The 16,994-nt window shown below is 49.9% G+C and carries 15 protein-coding genes; 6 read left to right on the top strand and 9 right to left on the bottom strand.

What is annotated here, in order from left to right; all coding sequences use genetic code 11:
• Window positions 1-8: 8 nt before the first annotated feature.
• The 4 genes from L3K52_06435 to L3K52_06420 all read right to left on the bottom strand — a co-directional run bounded on the left by L3K52_06435 (window position 9) and on the right by L3K52_06420 (window position 6,622).
• Window positions 9-3,527 carry a glycosyltransferase gene (locus L3K52_06435; GenBank protein UOG93366.1) on the bottom strand — a complete coding sequence of 1,173 codons (3,519 nt, stop codon included), beginning with the start codon at window positions 3,525-3,527 and terminating at the stop codon, window positions 9-11.
• Window positions 3,524-4,849, bottom strand: a complete 1,326-nt coding sequence (locus L3K52_06430) for an ABC transporter ATP-binding protein (GenBank protein UOG93365.1) — start codon at window positions 4,847-4,849, stop codon at window positions 3,524-3,526. Before L3K52_06430 ends, L3K52_06435 begins: the two co-directional genes overlap by 4 nt.
• Window positions 4,839-5,588 carry an ABC transporter permease gene (locus L3K52_06425; protein UOG93364.1) on the bottom strand — a complete coding sequence of 250 codons (750 nt, stop codon included), beginning with the start codon at window positions 5,586-5,588 and terminating at the stop codon, window positions 4,839-4,841. Before L3K52_06425 ends, L3K52_06430 begins: the two co-directional genes overlap by 11 nt.
• Window positions 5,589-5,677: 89 nt before the next feature.
• Window positions 5,678-6,622 carry a glycosyltransferase family 2 protein gene (locus L3K52_06420; protein ID UOG93363.1) on the bottom strand — a complete coding sequence of 315 codons (945 nt, stop codon included), beginning with the start codon at window positions 6,620-6,622 and terminating at the stop codon, window positions 5,678-5,680.
• 33 nt (window positions 6,623-6,655) lie between these two features.
• Between L3K52_06420 and L3K52_06415 the strand changes: the two genes are divergently transcribed.
• Window positions 6,656-8,014, top strand: a complete 1,359-nt coding sequence (locus L3K52_06415; GenBank protein UOG93362.1) for an exopolysaccharide biosynthesis polyprenyl glycosylphosphotransferase — start codon at window positions 6,656-6,658, stop codon at window positions 8,012-8,014.
• Window positions 8,015-8,037: 23 nt separating this feature from the next.
• The gene (locus L3K52_06410; protein UOG93361.1) at window positions 8,038-9,402 is read left to right on the top strand and encodes a phosphomannomutase CpsG; all 1,365 of its coding nucleotides are present in this window, start codon (window positions 8,038-8,040) and stop codon (window positions 9,400-9,402) included.
• Between the two features lie 58 nt (window positions 9,403-9,460).
• Here L3K52_06410 and L3K52_06405 read toward each other — a convergent pair whose 3' ends face one another.
• Window positions 9,461-10,036 carry a Uma2 family endonuclease gene (locus L3K52_06405; GenBank protein UOG93360.1) on the bottom strand — a complete coding sequence of 192 codons (576 nt, stop codon included), beginning with the start codon at window positions 10,034-10,036 and terminating at the stop codon, window positions 9,461-9,463.
• Between the two features lie 258 nt (window positions 10,037-10,294).
• Between L3K52_06405 and L3K52_06400 the strand changes: the two genes are divergently transcribed.
• Both L3K52_06400 and L3K52_06395 read left to right on the top strand, forming a co-directional pair.
• Window positions 10,295-10,795 carry a DUF1311 domain-containing protein gene (locus L3K52_06400; protein ID UOG93359.1) on the top strand — a complete coding sequence of 167 codons (501 nt, stop codon included), beginning with the start codon at window positions 10,295-10,297 and terminating at the stop codon, window positions 10,793-10,795.
• Window positions 10,796-10,871: 76 nt separating this feature from the next.
• The gene (locus L3K52_06395; GenBank protein UOG93358.1) at window positions 10,872-11,054 is read left to right on the top strand and encodes a hypothetical protein; all 183 of its coding nucleotides are present in this window, start codon (window positions 10,872-10,874) and stop codon (window positions 11,052-11,054) included.
• A 101-nt stretch (window positions 11,055-11,155) separates the two neighbouring features.
• Here the strand turns inward: L3K52_06395 and L3K52_06390 are convergent, their stop codons facing one another.
• Window positions 11,156-11,317: a hypothetical protein gene (locus L3K52_06390; protein ID UOG93357.1), complete on the bottom strand. Its 162-nt coding sequence runs from the start codon at window positions 11,315-11,317 to the stop codon at window positions 11,156-11,158.
• The gene (locus L3K52_06385) at window positions 11,314-11,607 is read right to left on the bottom strand and encodes a hypothetical protein (protein ID UOG93356.1); all 294 of its coding nucleotides are present in this window, start codon (window positions 11,605-11,607) and stop codon (window positions 11,314-11,316) included. The genes L3K52_06390 and L3K52_06385 overlap by 4 nt, the downstream gene beginning before the upstream one ends.
• Window positions 11,608-11,704: 97 nt before the next feature.
• On the opposite strand from L3K52_06385, the gene ettA reads away from it, so the two are divergent.
• Window positions 11,705-13,369, top strand: coding sequence for an energy-dependent translational throttle protein EttA (gene ettA, locus L3K52_06380; protein UOG93355.1), 1,665 nt, complete (start codon window positions 11,705-11,707; stop codon window positions 13,367-13,369).
• Between the two features lie 15 nt (window positions 13,370-13,384).
• On the opposite strand, the gene L3K52_06375 is transcribed toward ettA, so the two are convergent.
• Window positions 13,385-14,875 (bottom strand): flippase, encoded by a 1,491-nt coding sequence (locus tag L3K52_06375; protein ID UOG93354.1) that lies wholly within the window; start codon window positions 14,873-14,875, stop codon window positions 13,385-13,387.
• A 256-nt stretch (window positions 14,876-15,131) separates the two neighbouring features.
• Here L3K52_06375 and L3K52_06370 point away from each other — a divergent pair, with 256 nt between their 5' ends.
• Complete coding sequence (locus L3K52_06370) at window positions 15,132-16,055, top strand: LysR substrate-binding domain-containing protein (protein ID UOG93353.1); 924 nt, start codon at window positions 15,132-15,134, stop codon at window positions 16,053-16,055.
• Here the strand turns inward: L3K52_06370 and L3K52_06365 are convergent.
• The gene (locus tag L3K52_06365) at window positions 16,044-16,856 is read right to left on the bottom strand and encodes a capsular biosynthesis protein (protein ID UOG93352.1); all 813 of its coding nucleotides are present in this window, start codon (window positions 16,854-16,856) and stop codon (window positions 16,044-16,046) included. The two genes, L3K52_06370 and L3K52_06365, sit on opposite strands and share 12 nt — an antisense overlap.
• Between the last annotated feature and the right edge of the window lie 138 nt (window positions 16,857-16,994).

The following is a 16,994-nucleotide window of genomic DNA, read 5'->3' as shown; positions in this document are numbered from 1 at the left end:
GATACCCGTTATTTGGACACGACACGTTTAAGCAAGGTCAATAGCTCTTGCGCCTGTTCGTCAAAGAACCGGATATGGCTGACACCCAATGCCACCGTTTCACCGGACGGGATACGCTCAAAATGTTGCGTTGTATCAAGAACAGCTTGCCGCAACCCTGCTCCCGTATCCGCAAACGGAATGATATACCCGTTCTGACCGGGAATAATATCTTCCACCACACCGCCCGCATCCGTCGCAATCACCCATACGTGTCTAGCCAGCGCCTCGCGCACCGACAACCCGAAACTTTCCTTCCATTGCGTCGGAAACAACAACACATCAATGTTCGCAAAGAAATCATCAATCGTTTGCTGCGTGTAAGCAGGCACAATCTCGACGTTGGGAATGCCCACCAAATCTTGCTGATGGTAGGAAGAGAATCCCAAGTTCACGGCATTATCGACCAGTACCAATTTCACTTTATTCGCCGGTAAAGCCGCAAACACCTGCTGAATCAGGTGGAACCCTTTGATGGGTGTATTACCACCAACATACCCAAACCGTAGCGCCCCGTCTCCGCGCACCCGGCAGCGCGAGGCTGGCTTCACAATACCATTTTTATTGACCTGCACCTGTTGAAAGCCATTATCCCGATAGAAATTCGCAAAAAACTGGCTGGGGGATAACAATAATGCCGCCTGTCGCAGTGCAGTCAGCAAGCGTTCGCGGCGCAAATCATTCAAGGCAGGCTGATCGACGCAAGCCGTACAAACCGAATGCTCGATTTTTTCCTGCCCGCAAAACTTGCCCTGCTGATTGATCATGAATTGCCGCCCACACAACCACCAAGCATCATGCAGCGTTACCACATAAGGAATCCCTTGCTGAATACAAACATCCATCACCGCCACCCCAATGGTTTGGATGCTGTGAAAATGCACCACATCAGGCTGCACCACCGCCAACACAGCGGTAAACGCGGCTACCATATCGGGATTATCAAACTGTGCTGTTTGATCCAAGGTATCGGGCACTCCCACACCGTACACGTTCACCCCACCCGCTTCATAGCGGTGCAATGCATAAGGTGTAGCCACTGCGGTTGGTACGGTGGTAAACACGTGGACTTCAGCATCTTCTTGCGCATGAATCCACTGATTCACTGCCTCCGCCACAATGGTCGCCCCCCCAAATGAACGCGGCGCGTAGTAGCAATTCACGGATAACACCCGCACCGTAGCAGGGCTTCTGCGATAATCAGCCAACAAAGGCGCAACCTGTTCTTGTGCAACCGTTTCCGGCGTGTAATGGTGCATGACGGTAGCGTAAGCGGCCTCTCCTACCTGCACGCGCTTGGCTTTATCCGTTACCAGCACGGTCAACGCAGCTTCCCATTCTGCCGGTGTATCACACAAAAAGCCGTTTTCACCATTAACCATCACTTGCGTAAATGCGGCACGCGGCGAACAGACCGAGGGCAATTTTACCGCAGCGGCCTCAAGGTATTTGATATTGCTTTTGGAATCGTTAAACACATAATTTTCCAGCGGCGCAATACTGATGTCACACGCTGCCATACTGCGTAAATACGTGGGGTAATCACAGAACGGAATGGTTTCTACTTGGCTGGCATAATGTGTAAATTCGTCTGGAAGCTCCAACTTACCAATTAAACGAAAGTATACCTGCGGAAACTTCGCCAGTATTGCGACAATTGCCGCCGCCGCTTCCTCAAAATCAATGTTGTGCGTATTCGTCCCCGAACCGTAAACAATGCGCACGATACCACTATCATCCGCAGCAGGCTGTTCGGCTAAAACCGCAGCAGCAACCGTCAACGTTTGGCTATCCAAGGCATTTTCGATGACCAGGACCTCAGCTAACCCAACCGCTTGCATCGCCGCCGCTAAGCCGGTGGTAGAGGCGATTCCCCGCTCACACAACAACATGGCTTGACGGTATAAACCCGCCCCCTCCACTAATTGGGCAAACGTATGCTTGTCGAGTGCTGCCAAGGTTTTACTGTTGCTCAATACCTCGGCATCGAAGATAAAATCATCCACCTCCCAATACGTCGGCAAACCGAGTCGTTTTGCTTCTGTAATCAGGGATATGACCGAATCGTAAGCCGGTACACGGTAAAAAATCACCAACGAATGCGTTTGCAAGGCAGCAAGGCACGCCAGCGTATCCCCCCAACTCAAGTGCGTACAGTCCACACCCAAAGACAGCAGCATCGCGTGTTTTTGTTGTACCCGATACTTCACGCATTGGGGAATACTCATCTCGGCAATGATCAAAACGCGCGGCACCAAGTAAGTTTCAGCCGAATGACTGAAGGCTTGCAAATACAAGGGATCCACCACTTTCACTTCATGCAACTGCTGCGATAAAGCGGCGAGCCGAAAGCCACGCTTGATCCCCGCCAATCCTTCATTTTGGTACAAGCGCAACGCTTTACGGGCGGCATTCTTAACGCCACCAGCCCGACGTACCGCAGGCAGCGCTAACGTCACCGCGCGGCGGACACGCTTAAGCTGATCCAATGCAAAACGCAAGGGATAGGTCATACGCCAACTGGTAGACGTCAACACCACCGCCAGATGTGTTTCTCGCTCTGCCAATGCCTGATGAAGCTGGGCAATTTGACGGTCATGTGCCGCAACGGTTTGCGCCAACTGCTGCTTGGCTTGCTGCTTGTCCCGTTGCTTGGCCTGAGACAACCCTTCCCATTGTTCTTCAGGCGCAACGCTCATGGTTGCCCAAGCGTTCGTTGCCTGAGAAGGCGCAACTAATGACTGACCACGCACACCATGATGTCCCGGCACAACCACTTCCACTTGACCCGCGACACAACGCTCACCCAAGGCATTCAACCCGGCGGGACGTTTATGCACGACACACAACGAATTGGAGAATTCGATGGCATGAATCTCTTCCAAGCCCACCGTATCAAACGTCACACCCAAATGTTCCGCAAACCCTTGCAAAATTGCCTGCCGCTCGCGCTCAATGCCCCAATGTTCATGGTTAATCACATCGGCGAGTCGCTTAAAGAAGGCGATAGACGTATACGGGTAATACAAGCCACCCTCAAACGTCTGCCAATAGCTGCAATGCAGATCTTCCGCCACAAACACGCCGCCGGGCTTGAGATACTGAAAATACCGCACAAACGCCAAAATAATATCCGCTGACGTGTGTGAGCCATCATCAATTATCACATCATAATCACGCGCGTGTGCGAGTATTGCTTGTTCAGCCGCATCCGTATTCGCATTCGCCACCACCACATGGATACGCGGGTCATCGTACTGCAAACGCGCACAATCAGGGTTAATATCACACCCCACTAGGGTTTGCGCCTGCGCAAAATACTGCGCCCAAATTTCCAGCGAACCGCCATTCTGAATGCCAATTTCCAGCAAATTCAGCGGTTGATCTTGAAAAGGGGCCAATAAGCGATCGTATGCGCTCAAATAACTTGCCCACCGATCTGATACTTTACCTTGGTGAGCTTGATGCAACGCTTTGATAGATTTCATGCAATTTCTTTAAGATTAACGTTATCGAACGCGATACCCACTAGCCCCCAGCGCACCGTGCTAGAAGACACGTTTAAAATGACCGCATCATGCAACCAGTGGTGCTGCACATGGTTATGAATATCACCATTGGCCAATGAGGCCATCACGACGTACTGACCATTGGGCAACATGGGTAAACGAAAGACAAATTCGCCGGTAAAAACTTTACCGGCGGCAATGGGATGAGGGTTTAACCCTGTAAAAGCCAACGTATTTTCACCAAACAAATCCTGCCCCAAACGATCACGCACCAAAAACCCCAAGATAGGGCTATTCATGTCTTGATAGGCTTTCGCGGTAATCACTAGGCGGATTTTTTCTCCGCCACGAAATACGCTACTGGACGATGAGGTCAGATGCTCCAAACGCACTTCCAGAATCTCACCATCGCCAGTCTTCCAACCATTGGCTGCCAACAAATTATCATTGGCTTGCACTTCGCTGCCGTAATCAATCAAGGGAGCAACGTTCTCTGCTGCAACGGGTTCAGGTATCGCAGCGGGAGCAACCTGAATCTCCTGCAATTGCACGTCTTGCCCATACGTTTCTTGCAACGTGTGTTGCAAATAAGCTTCAGCCACCTCTTTAGATGCCCCCACCTGCCGCAATTTCCCGGTGTGCAACCATAAGGCGCGTTCACACAAATTCAGTACCGACCCCATGTCATGGCTGACAAAAATCAAAGTGCCATTTTCTTTAAACTGGCGCAAAAAACGCATACATTTTTGGGAAAAAACGGCATCGCCAACCGACAACGCCTCATCAATCACCAAAATATCCGCATCCACATGCGCGATCACCGCAAAGGCCAAACGCACGAACATCCCGCTGGAATAGGTTTTCACCGGCTGCTCAATAAAGTCACCAATATCCGCGAATGCTGCAATCTGCGCAAAACGTGCGTCAATCGCCTCGTGACTCAAGCCCAATACCGCCGCATTCATGTATACGTTTTCGCGCCCGGTAAATTCAGGATTGAAGCCCGCCCCCAACTCCAACAGCGCCGCCACACGCCCATTCACCGCAATACTGCCCGTAGTCGGTGTTAAGGTGCCGCAAATCATTTGCAACAAGGTTGATTTACCGGAACCATTACGCCCAATAATCCCCACCGTTTCACCCTTGCGCACACTAAACGACACATCGTTGACCGCCCAAAAATCCCGGTAATAGATTTTCTTCTCGCCGCGCAACATTTGCAGCAAACGGTGATGCGGCTTGTCATACAGGCGGTAATTCTTGCCCACCCCTTCCACTTTAATCGCAAACTCAGAGGACATCCGCAAACCCTCCTCTGGTTTTCTGGAACCACACAAACCCCAGCCACGCCACCAAACACGCCGCCACACTGTACAGCAGCAAACCGCCCCAATCCGGCGTATTGCCCCAGATCACCAATTGCCGCGTTTGCTCAATCATAAACGTCAAAGGATTCAACAAGAGCAAGGTCTGGAAATGTTCGGGCAATTTAGACAAGGGGTAAAACACCGGACTCATAAACAGCAATACCGTCGTCACCAAGCCGGTAATTTGCGCAACATCACGCACATACACCCCCAACGCCGCCAAAAACCAACTAACCCCCATAATGCCCATGACAAACGGCAGCCACACCAATGGCAACAACAGCACCGTCCACGGCACATACTGCATCAACATAAGCTCGGCTATCAGCAACACCAACAAGCTAATGCCCGTATGAAATAACGCCGATACCAACGTAACCCACGGCAAGATTTCCAAGGGAAACACCACTTTTTTCACATAATTGGCATTGGATAAAATCAAACCGGGCGCACGATTCACACATTCCGCCAACAAACCGTGTACCACCAGACCCGCAAACAGAATGACCGCAAAACTCCCGCGACTTTCACTGGTATTCACGCCCCAACGCGATTCAAACACCACGCTAAATACAAAGGTGTATACCGCCAGCATAAACAGCGGATTAAAAAACGACCACGCCATTCCAATCATGGAGCCACGGTAACGCCCTAGCACATCGCGTTTACTCATTTGCCAAATAAGCTGACGGTTACGCCACACCGACTCCAGCATGGCAAGGGGACTAAGCGGAAGAGGCTGATAAAGCTGCATAAATAACTTCAAATCTTTTTTAAAATAGCGGCGGCAATGAGTCCCAAGTGACTCCCCAACGGCTCGCGATAAATACCGGATTGCCAGAAACCCAGCAAGCGGGGTAATAACCAACGGTTTCGCGCCAACATAAACCGATCCAATATCACGCGATTGGCGGGGATAAGTTTAGCACGCATCGCTTGTAACGCCTGCATTTGCCGATGATTACCGGCACGAAATGTACCCTGCCATACCTCGCGAATCGTGCGCAACCGCACCAACCGCGCCAGCCAGTGTGTTTTCATCCCGACCAGATTGCCACCGTGTTGACGGTAACGCACGCTAGGATGTGCATCATAAAACACCTGCCCGCCCGCGCCACTCACCAACAAATATAACCACCAGTCATGCGCCACGACCGCCACTTCGCTCCCCGCAGCACGCAATAACGCGATAGCAGCATGATTAAATACCATCGCATTCCCACTGGCGATATTTTGCGTCAGCGCATGAGCAAACCCCGGCGAACGGGTAAACGGCGCAGACAACCCCAATTCACCATTATTCGCATCCACCAACCGTGTCCGCGAACCATACAGCGCCGGAATATCCACTGGCACTGCTTGCAAGCAATCCAGCGCCCGCTGAAGTTTATCCGCCTCCCATACATCATCCTGATCACAAAAAGCGTAATAATCCGCCTGAATTTCAGCACGGCAGCAGAGCGACAGAAAATTAGCCACGAATCCCTGCGCATTACCCTGCACAATAGATAAGCGCCCACTCGACCATTTTGACCTATACTCTGTCAGAATTGAGGGAGTATCATCTTGCGAGCCGTCATCCGATGCCCACATACGCCAGTGCGGGTAAGTCTGGGTAGCCACTGAATCCAGTTGCTCACTCAAGTAACGCTGACCATTATAGGTACAGAGCAGGATAGCAACCGCTGGCATGGCACTTCTGTTCAAGATGCAATAACTTCTTTTCACTATAAAAAACGCATGAAATATACCCTGTTCAAACTGACTCTGTATACACTGCTGCTGCTACTGAATCTGCTACTGGCACGCTGGCTGGCAGAATGGCTGCTCCCCGATGCACACGCGCATCCCGCCAGTAAGTATCTGTGGCAAGTGATGGTTTATTTGCTAATTTTTTTCTATCTGCGCCTATTAACCAGACGGATGGTCACTACGTCAGAAACCTGGTTAATCATCAAAGGCAGTGCGATCGCCCTGATTATCAACTTCGCACTGATGTCACTGTTCAAGCAATCGGATCAATATTCGCGCCTGATCATTCTAATGTTTTTCAGCCTCAACCTAGTATTGCCTATCTGGATTTACTACGTAAAACGCCGCTGCTTGCAACACCCACTGCTGCGCGAACAAGTGCTGCTCATCTGCGACGAAGCAGCGTGTGCGGACTCCCACCAATGGCTAAAAGCTGACAACCCGTTTGGTTTCGATGTTGCCGCCACCGTGAATATCAACCACTATTCCCCCGAAGGGCTAGAATCCAAAGTCGCGCAAATTTTAGAAAAACAGCACTTTTTTGCCACCATTATTATGCTGGAAAATACCGGCATGGAGCGCATGTTCCACCTCATGGATCAAATTCAACACAAAGTGAAACGCATCCTCCTCGTCCCGCGCATGACCTCGTTACCCATGTTTAATGCCGAAGTTTTCAACTCTATCAACCAGAAAGGCTTGATTTTCTTTGTCCGCAACAACCTGCTGAGTGACAGTGATCGGGCATTCAAACACATTTCGGATTTCATCTTGGCGCTCCTGCTGACCCTGACGCTATCGCCGTTTTTGTTTGGGCTGTATGCCTGGGTCTGGCTGGCAACCGCTGGCAAACCGATTTTCAAACAAAAGCGTATCGGGCAGAATGGCAAACTGTTCAAAATTTACAAGTTCCGTACCATGCGTGCCGATGCTGCCGAACAACTGGAAAAAATCCTTGCCGCCGACCCCGCCGCACGGGAAGAATGGGAACGTGACCGCAAATTAAAAAACGACCCACGCATTACCCGTGTGGGGCAATTTTTACGACGTACTTCGCTGGACGAGCTCCCGCAATTGATCAATGTCTTGCGCGGGCAAATGTCACTGGTCGGGCCACGCCCGATCATTGGGGAAGAAATTGTTGATTATGGCGAATACATCGACTATTACCAGCAAGTCAGACCGGGCATTACTGGCTTGTGGCAAGTCAGCGGGCGCAATGAGCTAAGCTACGCCGAGCGCGTCCAGTTGGATGTCTGGTATGTGCGCAACTGGTCACTGGAGCTGGATTTAATCATTCTGACCAAAACTTTTGTGGCGGTGCTCTTACGCAAGGGCAGCTATTAAACAAGCAAACACGAGACGTATACATGCAAAAACTAACCTGTTTCAAAGCCTACGACATTCGCGGCAAGCTAGGGGACGAGCTTAACGACGACGTGGCTTACCGCATTGGGCGGGCGTATGGGGAATTTATCGGCGCGGGCAAGCAAGTCGTGGTCGGCGGCGACGTGCGTTTGACCTCCGAAACCCTGAAGCTGGCACTCGCGAATGGCTTGCAAGACGCAGGCGTGAATGTGATCGACATCGGTATGACGGGCACGGAAGAGATTTATTTCGCCACTTTCCACCTCGGTGTGGATGGCGGCATTGAAGTCACCGCCAGCCACAATCCGATGGATTACAACGGCATGAAGTTGGTGCGTGAAGGTTCACGCCCCATCAGCGGCGACACGGGTTTGAAAGACATTCAGCGTATGGCGGAAGAGAATAACTTCCCGCCCGTCACGCAACGCGGCGCACTCACGCAGCAATCGTGCCTTGCCGATTACGTGCAACACTTGCTCGGTTACATAGACCTGAAAGCGATTAAGCCGCTGACATTGGTGGTGAACGCGGGCAATGGCGCGGCGGGTCATGTGGTCGATGCGCTGGAAGCTGAGTGCCAACGCCTGCAAGTGCCGATTACCTTCATCAAAGTGCATAACGAACCGGATGGCACGTTCCCGCACGGTATCCCTAACCCCTTGCTGCCGGAAAACCGTGCCGATACCCGTGATGCAGTGTTGGCACACAACGCCGATATGGGGATTGCGTGGGATGGCGATTTCGACCGCTGCTTCCTGTTCGACGAAACCGGCGAATTCATCGAAGGCTATTATATCGTCGGCTTGCTGGCGGAAGCGTTCTTACAACAGCATCAAGGTGCGAAAATCATCCACGATCCGCGCCTGACCTGGAATACGATTGACGTGGTGCAAGCGGCGGGTGGCGTACCGATCCAATCCAAAACGGGGCACGCCTTCATCAAGGAACGGATGCGACTGGAAGATGCGATTTACGGCGGCGAAATGAGTGCGCACCACTACTTTCGCGACTTTGCGTACTGCGACAGCGGCATGATTCCGTGGTTGTTGGTAGCGCAATTGATGAGCGTAAAAGGGCAAACACTCTCCACGCTGGTGAGTGAACGCATTGGCAAATTCCCGTGCAGCGGTGAAATCAATTTCCACGTTAGCGATGTGAAAGCGTGTATCGCGGCGGTGCGTGAACACTTCGCGGCATTGCAACCGCTGGTGATTGATACCACCGACGGCTTGAGCATGGAGTTTGCGGAATGGCGCTTCAACTTGCGCGGTTCTAATACCGAGCCTGTCCTGCGTTTGAATGTGGAATCGCGCCAAGACATGGCGTTGGTGCAAGAACAGGTTGCGAACATCAGCCGCTTCTTTTAAATCCGTAAGGGCGGTTCGCGAACCGCCCTTACACTCCGCCTCTACACTACTGCCTACGCTAAATCTGTTCCACAAATGCCCAATCAATGCTGAGATCAGGCAAAACTTGCAGGGCAAGCGGCTCATCCATGCCATACACAGAGGGGCGGCTGTACTTGCCTGCCTCATCCAAGGTATACACCATGACCCAGCGTTCGGTGGGATGCACAATCCAATATTCACGCACGCCGTGCTGTTCATACAACCGGGTTTTGGTGTGCATGTCCTTGAGCGTGGTGGCGGGTGACAACACTTCCACAATCCAATCCGGCGCACCTCGACAGCCTTTATCATCCAACTTGGAGCGGTCACAAATCACGGTTAAATCGGGTTGCACCACGGTATCTACCTTATCATCCGCCTCATTCTGACGTGGCAAACGCACATCGAACGGCGCAACATAACCTCGGCAAGATTTACCTTGCAGGTAATTACCGATCTGTCTGCCCAACTCAAACACGATTTCCTGATGGATACGGGACGGCGCAGCCATCGCATAGGCTATACCGTCGATTAGCTCCCAGCTCTCGTCTTCCGACCAGCGGGCGTAATCGGCGTAGGTGTAACGTTCTTCCAATTTTTCGGCAGTAGACATTGCTGTTCTCCACAAAGCAGGCACACCGCAAACATAGCACAGCCGCTGGTTTTGGGGCAGGCTATCACTCCAAAAGTATAAGCATGACAACTTCTAATCACGAGTAAAACGACATTTTCTTATCGTGATGTGCTTCCTGTCACATTAATTTTTAATTTCTAAATGCATGATCCAGTCTTGCAAATATGCTCACGCAAAAAATCCATAATCACATTTATATCAATTTATCTGAAAGAATCATTGACAGAGGAATTTAATATGCCATCAACAAAGTTGAAAACCGTATGCAGCAGTTTATTATTTGCATCTATCTGTTTCGGAACATCTTTAGCTTTTGCAACTGAAACTGATGATTCTGATAAAATCCAAAAATATTATATGCAATTTGCAGGCGATAGATGTCAGGCGGGAAAGGATATGGCTAATGCGGAGTGGGGAGATTGCATGTTTTCCGCACAAGAATATAGTGTAAAAGAGTTGGAACAAAACTTTAAAGACATATTGCAACACATTGATTCTATCAATCTCGAAGAACTTGGTTTGTCATCAACGACAACTAAACAGTCTTGGAAAGATATGCTAAAAAAATCACAAAGCTATTGGGAAAAATATCGTGATCTGGAATGTAACGAGGCAGAGGTTATTATGATGGGATCGGCCATGGGGGCAGGAAATGCTTCGATGGGATGTCACATGGAAAAAAACTTCTATCGGATAAAAGAGCTGCGTAGCTCTTCTGGAATGGATGATCCTCAGTAAATTGTACCTGCTGTATCAGCGTTGACACTCGTACCCCAGCAAATTTACTTGCGGGGTACAGTGAACAGATAGGATTATGAACACACCATCCCAAGATACCCAGCAAATGCTGGATGTGATGCGTAAAGCCGTTGAAAAAGCCTTAGACCGCAAAAAACGCCTCGGTCAATACGCCGTCATTTGGCAAGATGGCAAACCCGTGCTGGTCGGAGAAGATGCGCCCAAGCAGCATCCCAAATCAGAAACGCAGCCACACTAACAACACATCCACTCAATCATTGCGCAACTTGACGGTTTCGCGCACAAATCGCAAAAACTCACGCACTGCCATCTCAGGATCATCGCTGATATAACTGGCAGTCACATTACCTTCCGAACCATCATGGTAATGCTTGGGAAAAGTGCTAACTGACTGCCATCATTCAAAAAAATACGCAGCTCGTTGACTTCGCCGAGTACGGTGCTACTGATGATGTCGGGAAATTCGCGCTCTACGATGCCTTGTAAAAGCTGCATATTCATTGGAGAGTCCGCAGTAGCTTGCTCAGTTCATCACGCTGAAATTCCAAGCGGTCGAGCCGTTGCAAATCACGCCAAGAATCAGCTTCTTCCAACGTACCGTCCTGATACCGTGCTTCCATATCCTCGACACTGGATACCCCGTAACGTAGGTGCAAAATGAAAACTTCCGCGTTCAATCCGCGCAATTGTTGCTCCAAAAAACTACGCAGGCTTTCCCGCATCAAGGTGGATTCAGAAATGTGCAAACGGGTAGCAACATTGCTCAGAACAGTTTGATCTTGTAGCTGCATCTCGTGTTACCTCTTCAATACCAGAATGCTTCAATTGTATAGGACACACTCCCGAACATCCCGCATAATTAGCGTTTTCCGCACTCTGGAGCATTGGATGGCACAGTACATTTACACCATGAACGGTGTCGGCAAGGTCGTCCCGCCGAACCGTTACATTCTCAAAGACATTTACCTGAGCTTCTTCCCCGGCGCAAAGATCGGCGTACTCGGCTACAACGGCGCGGGTAAATCCACCTTACTGCGCATCATGGCTGGCATCGACACCGACATCCTCGGCGAAGCCCGCCCGCAACCCGGCATCAATATCGGCTACCTCTCGCAAGAGCCACAACTTGACCCAACCAAGGATGTGCGCGGCAACGTCGAAGAAGGCTTAAAAGTCATCAAAGATGCACAAGCCCGCCTCGATGAAGTCTACAACGCCTACGCCGAACCCGATGCTGACTTCGACGCACTCGCCGCCGAACAAGCGCGTTTAGAAAACATCCTGCAAGCCGCCGACGCACACAACCTCGAACACACCCTCGAAGTCGCCGCCGACGCACTGAGACTCCCCCCTTGGGATGCCGATGTCACCACGCTATCCGGTGGTGAAAAACGCCGTGTGGCACTGTGCCGCCTGCTACTGTCTTCCCCCGACATGCTGATTCTGGACGAACCGACCAACCATTTGGATGCCGAATCCGTCGCATGGCTAGAACGCTTCCTGCAAGACTTCCCCGGCACAGTCGTTGCTGTTACCCATGACCGTTACTTCCTCGACAACGTGGCGGGCTGGATTCTGGAACTCGACCGTGGGCAAGGCATCCCGTGGGAAGGCAACTATTCCTCATGGCTGGAACAAAAGCAAAACCGCCTCGCCCAAGAAAGCAAGTCCGAGCAAGGTCGCCAAAAAGCCATGAAACAGGAATTGGAATGGGTACGTTCCAACCCCAAAGGCCGCCACGCCAAGAGCAAAGCGCGGATGCAACGCTTTGAAGAACTCTCGTCCAGCGACTACCAAAAACGTGCCGAAACCAACGAAATCTACATCGCTCCCGGCCCGCGCCTTGGTGATTTGGTGATCGAAGCCAATGGCATCAGCAAATCCTTCGGCGATCGCTTGCTGTATGAAAACGTCAGCTTCAGCCTGCCCAAAGGTGGCATTGTCGGCATTATCGGCCCCAACGGTGCAGGTAAAACCACCCTATTCCGCATGATTACCGGGCAGGAACAGCCGGATAGCGGCACGTTCAAAGTCGGCGAAACCGTCAAAATTGCTTACGTTGACCAATCCCGTGACGACCTCGACCCCACCAAAACCGTGTTCCAAGAAATTGCCGACGGGCACGACATTATGACGGTCGGCGGCTACCAGATTCAGGCGCGGGCGTATTGCGGACGTTTCAACTTCAAAGGGGATTCCCAGCAAAAACGTCTGTGTGATTTGTCGGGCGGGGAACGCAACCGCGTGCATCTGGCGAAATTGCTCAAAGAAGGCGGCAACCTATTGCTGCTCGACGAACCGACCAACGACCTCGACGTGGAAACCTTGCGGGCGCTGGAAGAAGCGATCCTCAATTTCCCCGGCTGTGCGGTGGTGATCTCGCATGACCGCTGGTTCTTAGACCGGATTGCCACGCACATCCTCGCGTTTGAAGGTGATTCAACCGTGACGTGGTTTGAGGGGAATTACAGCGATTACGAGGAAGATTACAAGCGTCGCCACGGCAACGACTTGAATCCGCATCGCATTAAGTACAAGAAACTGAAAGCGTAAGCCAAATGCCAAGGGCTACTGTTTGTTCAACACAGCATTAAGCCCTTTGGTATCCCGATTATTTCGCACCAACAGCAACCACATGCCAATAACCAACAATCCCAACGCCAAAGCAGCACTCACAATAATTTCCAGCAAATGGTCGCTCAACCACATATTCACGTTTTCAATCAGATAAATAACCGCATAGCCCCCTAGCAAAAACGCCAACAATTGCCCTAGGTATTCGGTAAAACCGTGTCCGATATGGCGAGCAATCCAAATGTATTGAAGCGCTGTAGCACTCAGCGTAAAAAACAATGCCAAAGCTGCTCCCATATAACCGTATTTACCTCCCAAGTAATACAGCGCAGCAAAATATATAACGCCTGCCACAATTGCCATGAGTGCGGTCAACTTAGCCTGTCCCGCGCTTTGCAACACCCAATACCCCACCACGGTATTGGACTGAAGGAAGAAATACAGCGCCATCACTTGCAATACTACGCTGGTCTTTTGTGCAAATTCTGGGGAAATCCACAGCGCCAAGAAATCATCCCCCACCGTAATCAACAACACCGCAATCACCAAACTGAGCAAAAACACCAAATTATTCGCCAAGCGATACAACTTCAACACACCCGCCCGATCATTCAAGCTAAACATCTCGGTGAAACGCGGGAACGCAATGTGCACCAGCGTGTGGATAATGCCATTCGCCATTTGCGCAATCGTAAACGGAATTTGGTAATACGTGACGGCCTCGGTACCAATCACAATGCCAATCAGTAATTTATCGGCACGCGAAACCAAAGAGCCGATTAAATTCCCCAGAAAGGTGTACGAGCTAAAAGAAATAATGTCCATAAACACGCGGCGCTGAAATGCCGGATGCGGTTTGATGCCACGGGGCAAGACTTCCACACTGGCAAAATAGCCACTGATAATGGCTACGAATTGTACCAACGCGTATCCCCACAGCACCTCAGTCAGCCCATAACCTGCCAGCAACAAGCCGGTAGCCAACACAATCCCCCCCAAATTCCCTGAGTTATGAATAATCGCAGGCAAATCAAAGCGATGGTATGCCTTGCACACATTCAGAAAAAATTGGTTGAGATAGCTGAAAAACAGTGGCACAACCGTAATCCGTAAAGCTTCCGTTGCCAACACTTGTTTGTCGGGTTGCAAATACAGCCCCTTAGCCAACAGTGGTGCAAAAGCATACAAACTAGCCACACCAAACAAACCAATAACCAAGTAAATCAACAAGGCGACGCCCAATACTGGCTTAACTTTGTCACGCTGATTAGTCGCCTCATATTCTGCCACGTATTTAACAACGGTTTGCCCAATGCCAAAATCCACAAAAGTCATAAAACCAATCAGCGATATGCAAATAATGTACAACCCGTACAAATCAACGCCTAATTTTGAAACAATAATAGGGATGGTGGCTAACGCTGCCAATAATGGCAAGGCGTAACCAACTCCAGTAAAAACCACATTTTTACGCGCATTATTCATGAATTTTTTGAACCCGCTCAATACTTGATTTAATCTAATAAATTTATAGAAAATTATAGTCGTCAATCAGGATTAGGCAAATAGCATGTAAATATTACAACCAATAAAAATAAATGATGGATACTGTTTTTCTTATTAAAACACCATTTACATAAAAAATAACACACAAGGATTCAAAAGATTTTTTACAATCATGCAGAAAATAGAATATTATTCTTATTGTAAGTTCCAAAAACGATTCACCGCCGAGGTTGCCATGAACCTGCCAACCATAAAACAACTTCGCTACTTTGTTGCCCTAGAAAGCCATGAACACTTCGGCAAAGCTGCTGAGGCTTGTTTTGTCTCACAATCCGCTTTCAGTACCGCCATCCGCGAATTGGAAACGACGTTAGAAGTGCAACTGGTGGATCGCACCAACAAAAATGTCACCGTCACCCACATAGGCCGCCAAATCGCAGTCGAAGCGCGGCGGTGCTTGCGGGATGTGGAAAATCTAGTCGAATTAGCGCGTAGCAATCATGCGCCTCTCACTGGCGAACTCCGGGTAGGCATTATTCCCACAATAGCCCCGTTTTTGTTGCCACGGGTATTGCCCGCGTTGCGTCAACAATTTCCGCACTTGCGCTTATACTTAACGGAAGACATTACCCAACGTGTTTACGAAAAACTCATGAACGGTGAGCTGGATCTCATCATCATTGCGTTGCCGTATGCACTGCGCAATGTTGAAATTATGTCGCTGTTCAAAGACCGTTTTTTCCTAGCTTGCCGCGAAGACACCCGCCATACCCGTCCCAGAAGGCACATTTTTAACGACCTCAATCCAGAAAGCATTTTGCTATTGGAAGACGGGCATTGCCTGCGCGACCACACGCTGTCAGCCTGCCATTTGCAGGACATGGACAAAATCAGCCGTTTCACCGCCAGCAGCCTGCTCACATTGACGCAAATGGTTGATGCAGATTTAGGAATTTCTTATTTACCAGAAATGGTGAAAGGTTCAACGTTATTAACCGGTACAAATGTTAAAATTTGGACATTGCCAGAAGAAAGTTACCGTGAAGTGGGCTTAGCTTGGCGACGGGGCAGCGCCCGTGAAGTGGAATTTAAGCAACTAGGTGAATTCATTAAAACGACTTGGTTAACATTACTCGAAAACCAGGGATTAACCGAGTAAGCGTTCTAACCAAGGTTTTTGAATAGATGCCGCATGTATTGATGCTCTATTGGCACATAAACCAGCAGGCAATAATACCTCACTAGGCTCAATATTATCCAAAATCGCCAAGGGTCTATCATTAACCATTCGCATAATTTCGGTATCATCGCCCGTAATACGCATGGCCGCTTCAATACCGGCGGATAAAATCGGCGGTCGATAATTTACATTGTGCGCATCTGACGCAATAATATGCACCACCCCATCCAATAATAAGCGCTCGGCACAACGTTTTGCGGTACGCCCAAACGTGCCTGCAATCGCACCCGCTGTCACTTGCAACCACGCGCCCATTTGCGCCGCCGCAATAAACTCTTGGTAGTTCGCCTCACACCAACGCAAACGTTCTGGATGGGTGATCACCGGCACGTATCCCGCTGCGAGAAACGTTTCAATATGGCGTAAAAAATGCGGTACTGGCAGGCTATGTGACGGCTCCAGTAAGAAGTACCGCGAATTATCCAGCGTCGGAATAATGCCTTGCTGTAAGCCTTCCAGCACCCCAGACACCAACCGCACATCCGCCCCGATCACCAAGCGCAGCGGAATATCACGCGAATACAGCTCTATTTGCAACATACGCATGGCACTGGCAATGATATCGGTGGAATTGTCATACACCCCCGGATAAATATGGGGCGTACAGGCCAAATGCGTCGTGCCATCGGCAATGGCTAAGCGTGCCATTATTAACGAGGTTTCCAAATCTTGGGAACCATCACAAAGAGCGGGTAAAATATGGCTATGTAAATCGATCATAGTGCGTAATAAACGACTCAATGCTGCAAACAAAGACACACGTTAAGGGCTAAACCGTGCGTTCATTAATTAAAATTATTATTAATATTAGTAATAAAAATTAACACAACAATAGCAAATAATCCTCAGAATCTGACC

It is taken from the genome of Candidatus Thiothrix sulfatifontis (assembly GCA_022828425.1).
GTDB lineage: Bacteria > Pseudomonadota > Gammaproteobacteria > Thiotrichales > Thiotrichaceae > Thiothrix > Thiothrix sulfatifontis.
This window is presented reverse-complemented; position numbering and strand designations above follow the sequence as displayed.

Coding starts and splice junctions, on each gene's coding strand:
- L3K52_06435 (UOG93366.1), bottom strand. CDS start 3,527: ATGAAATCTATCAAAGCGTTGCATCAAGCTCACCAAGGTAAAGTATCA.
- L3K52_06430 (UOG93365.1), bottom strand. CDS start 4,849: ATGTCCTCTGAGTTTGCGATTAAAGTGGAAGGGGTGGGCAAGAATTAC.
- L3K52_06425 (UOG93364.1), bottom strand. CDS start 5,588: ATGAGTAAACGCGATGTGCTAGGGCGTTACCGTGGCTCCATGATTGGA.
- L3K52_06415 (UOG93362.1), top strand. CDS start 6,656: ATGAAATATACCCTGTTCAAACTGACTCTGTATACACTGCTGCTGCTA.
- L3K52_06410 (UOG93361.1), top strand. CDS start 8,038: ATGCAAAAACTAACCTGTTTCAAAGCCTACGACATTCGCGGCAAGCTA.
- L3K52_06405 (UOG93360.1), bottom strand. CDS start 10,036: ATGTCTACTGCCGAAAAATTGGAAGAACGTTACACCTACGCCGATTAC.
- L3K52_06400 (UOG93359.1), top strand. CDS start 10,295: ATGCCATCAACAAAGTTGAAAACCGTATGCAGCAGTTTATTATTTGCA.
- L3K52_06395 (UOG93358.1), top strand. CDS start 10,872: ATGAACACACCATCCCAAGATACCCAGCAAATGCTGGATGTGATGCGT.
- L3K52_06390 (UOG93357.1), bottom strand. CDS start 11,317: ATGAATATGCAGCTTTTACAAGGCATCGTAGAGCGCGAATTTCCCGAC.
- L3K52_06385 (UOG93356.1), bottom strand. CDS start 11,607: ATGCAGCTACAAGATCAAACTGTTCTGAGCAATGTTGCTACCCGTTTG.
- ettA (UOG93355.1), top strand. CDS start 11,705: ATGGCACAGTACATTTACACCATGAACGGTGTCGGCAAGGTCGTCCCG.
- L3K52_06375 (UOG93354.1), bottom strand. CDS start 14,875: ATGAATAATGCGCGTAAAAATGTGGTTTTTACTGGAGTTGGTTACGCC.
- L3K52_06370 (UOG93353.1), top strand. CDS start 15,132: ATGAACCTGCCAACCATAAAACAACTTCGCTACTTTGTTGCCCTAGAA.
- L3K52_06365 (UOG93352.1), bottom strand. CDS start 16,856: ATGATCGATTTACATAGCCATATTTTACCCGCTCTTTGTGATGGTTCC.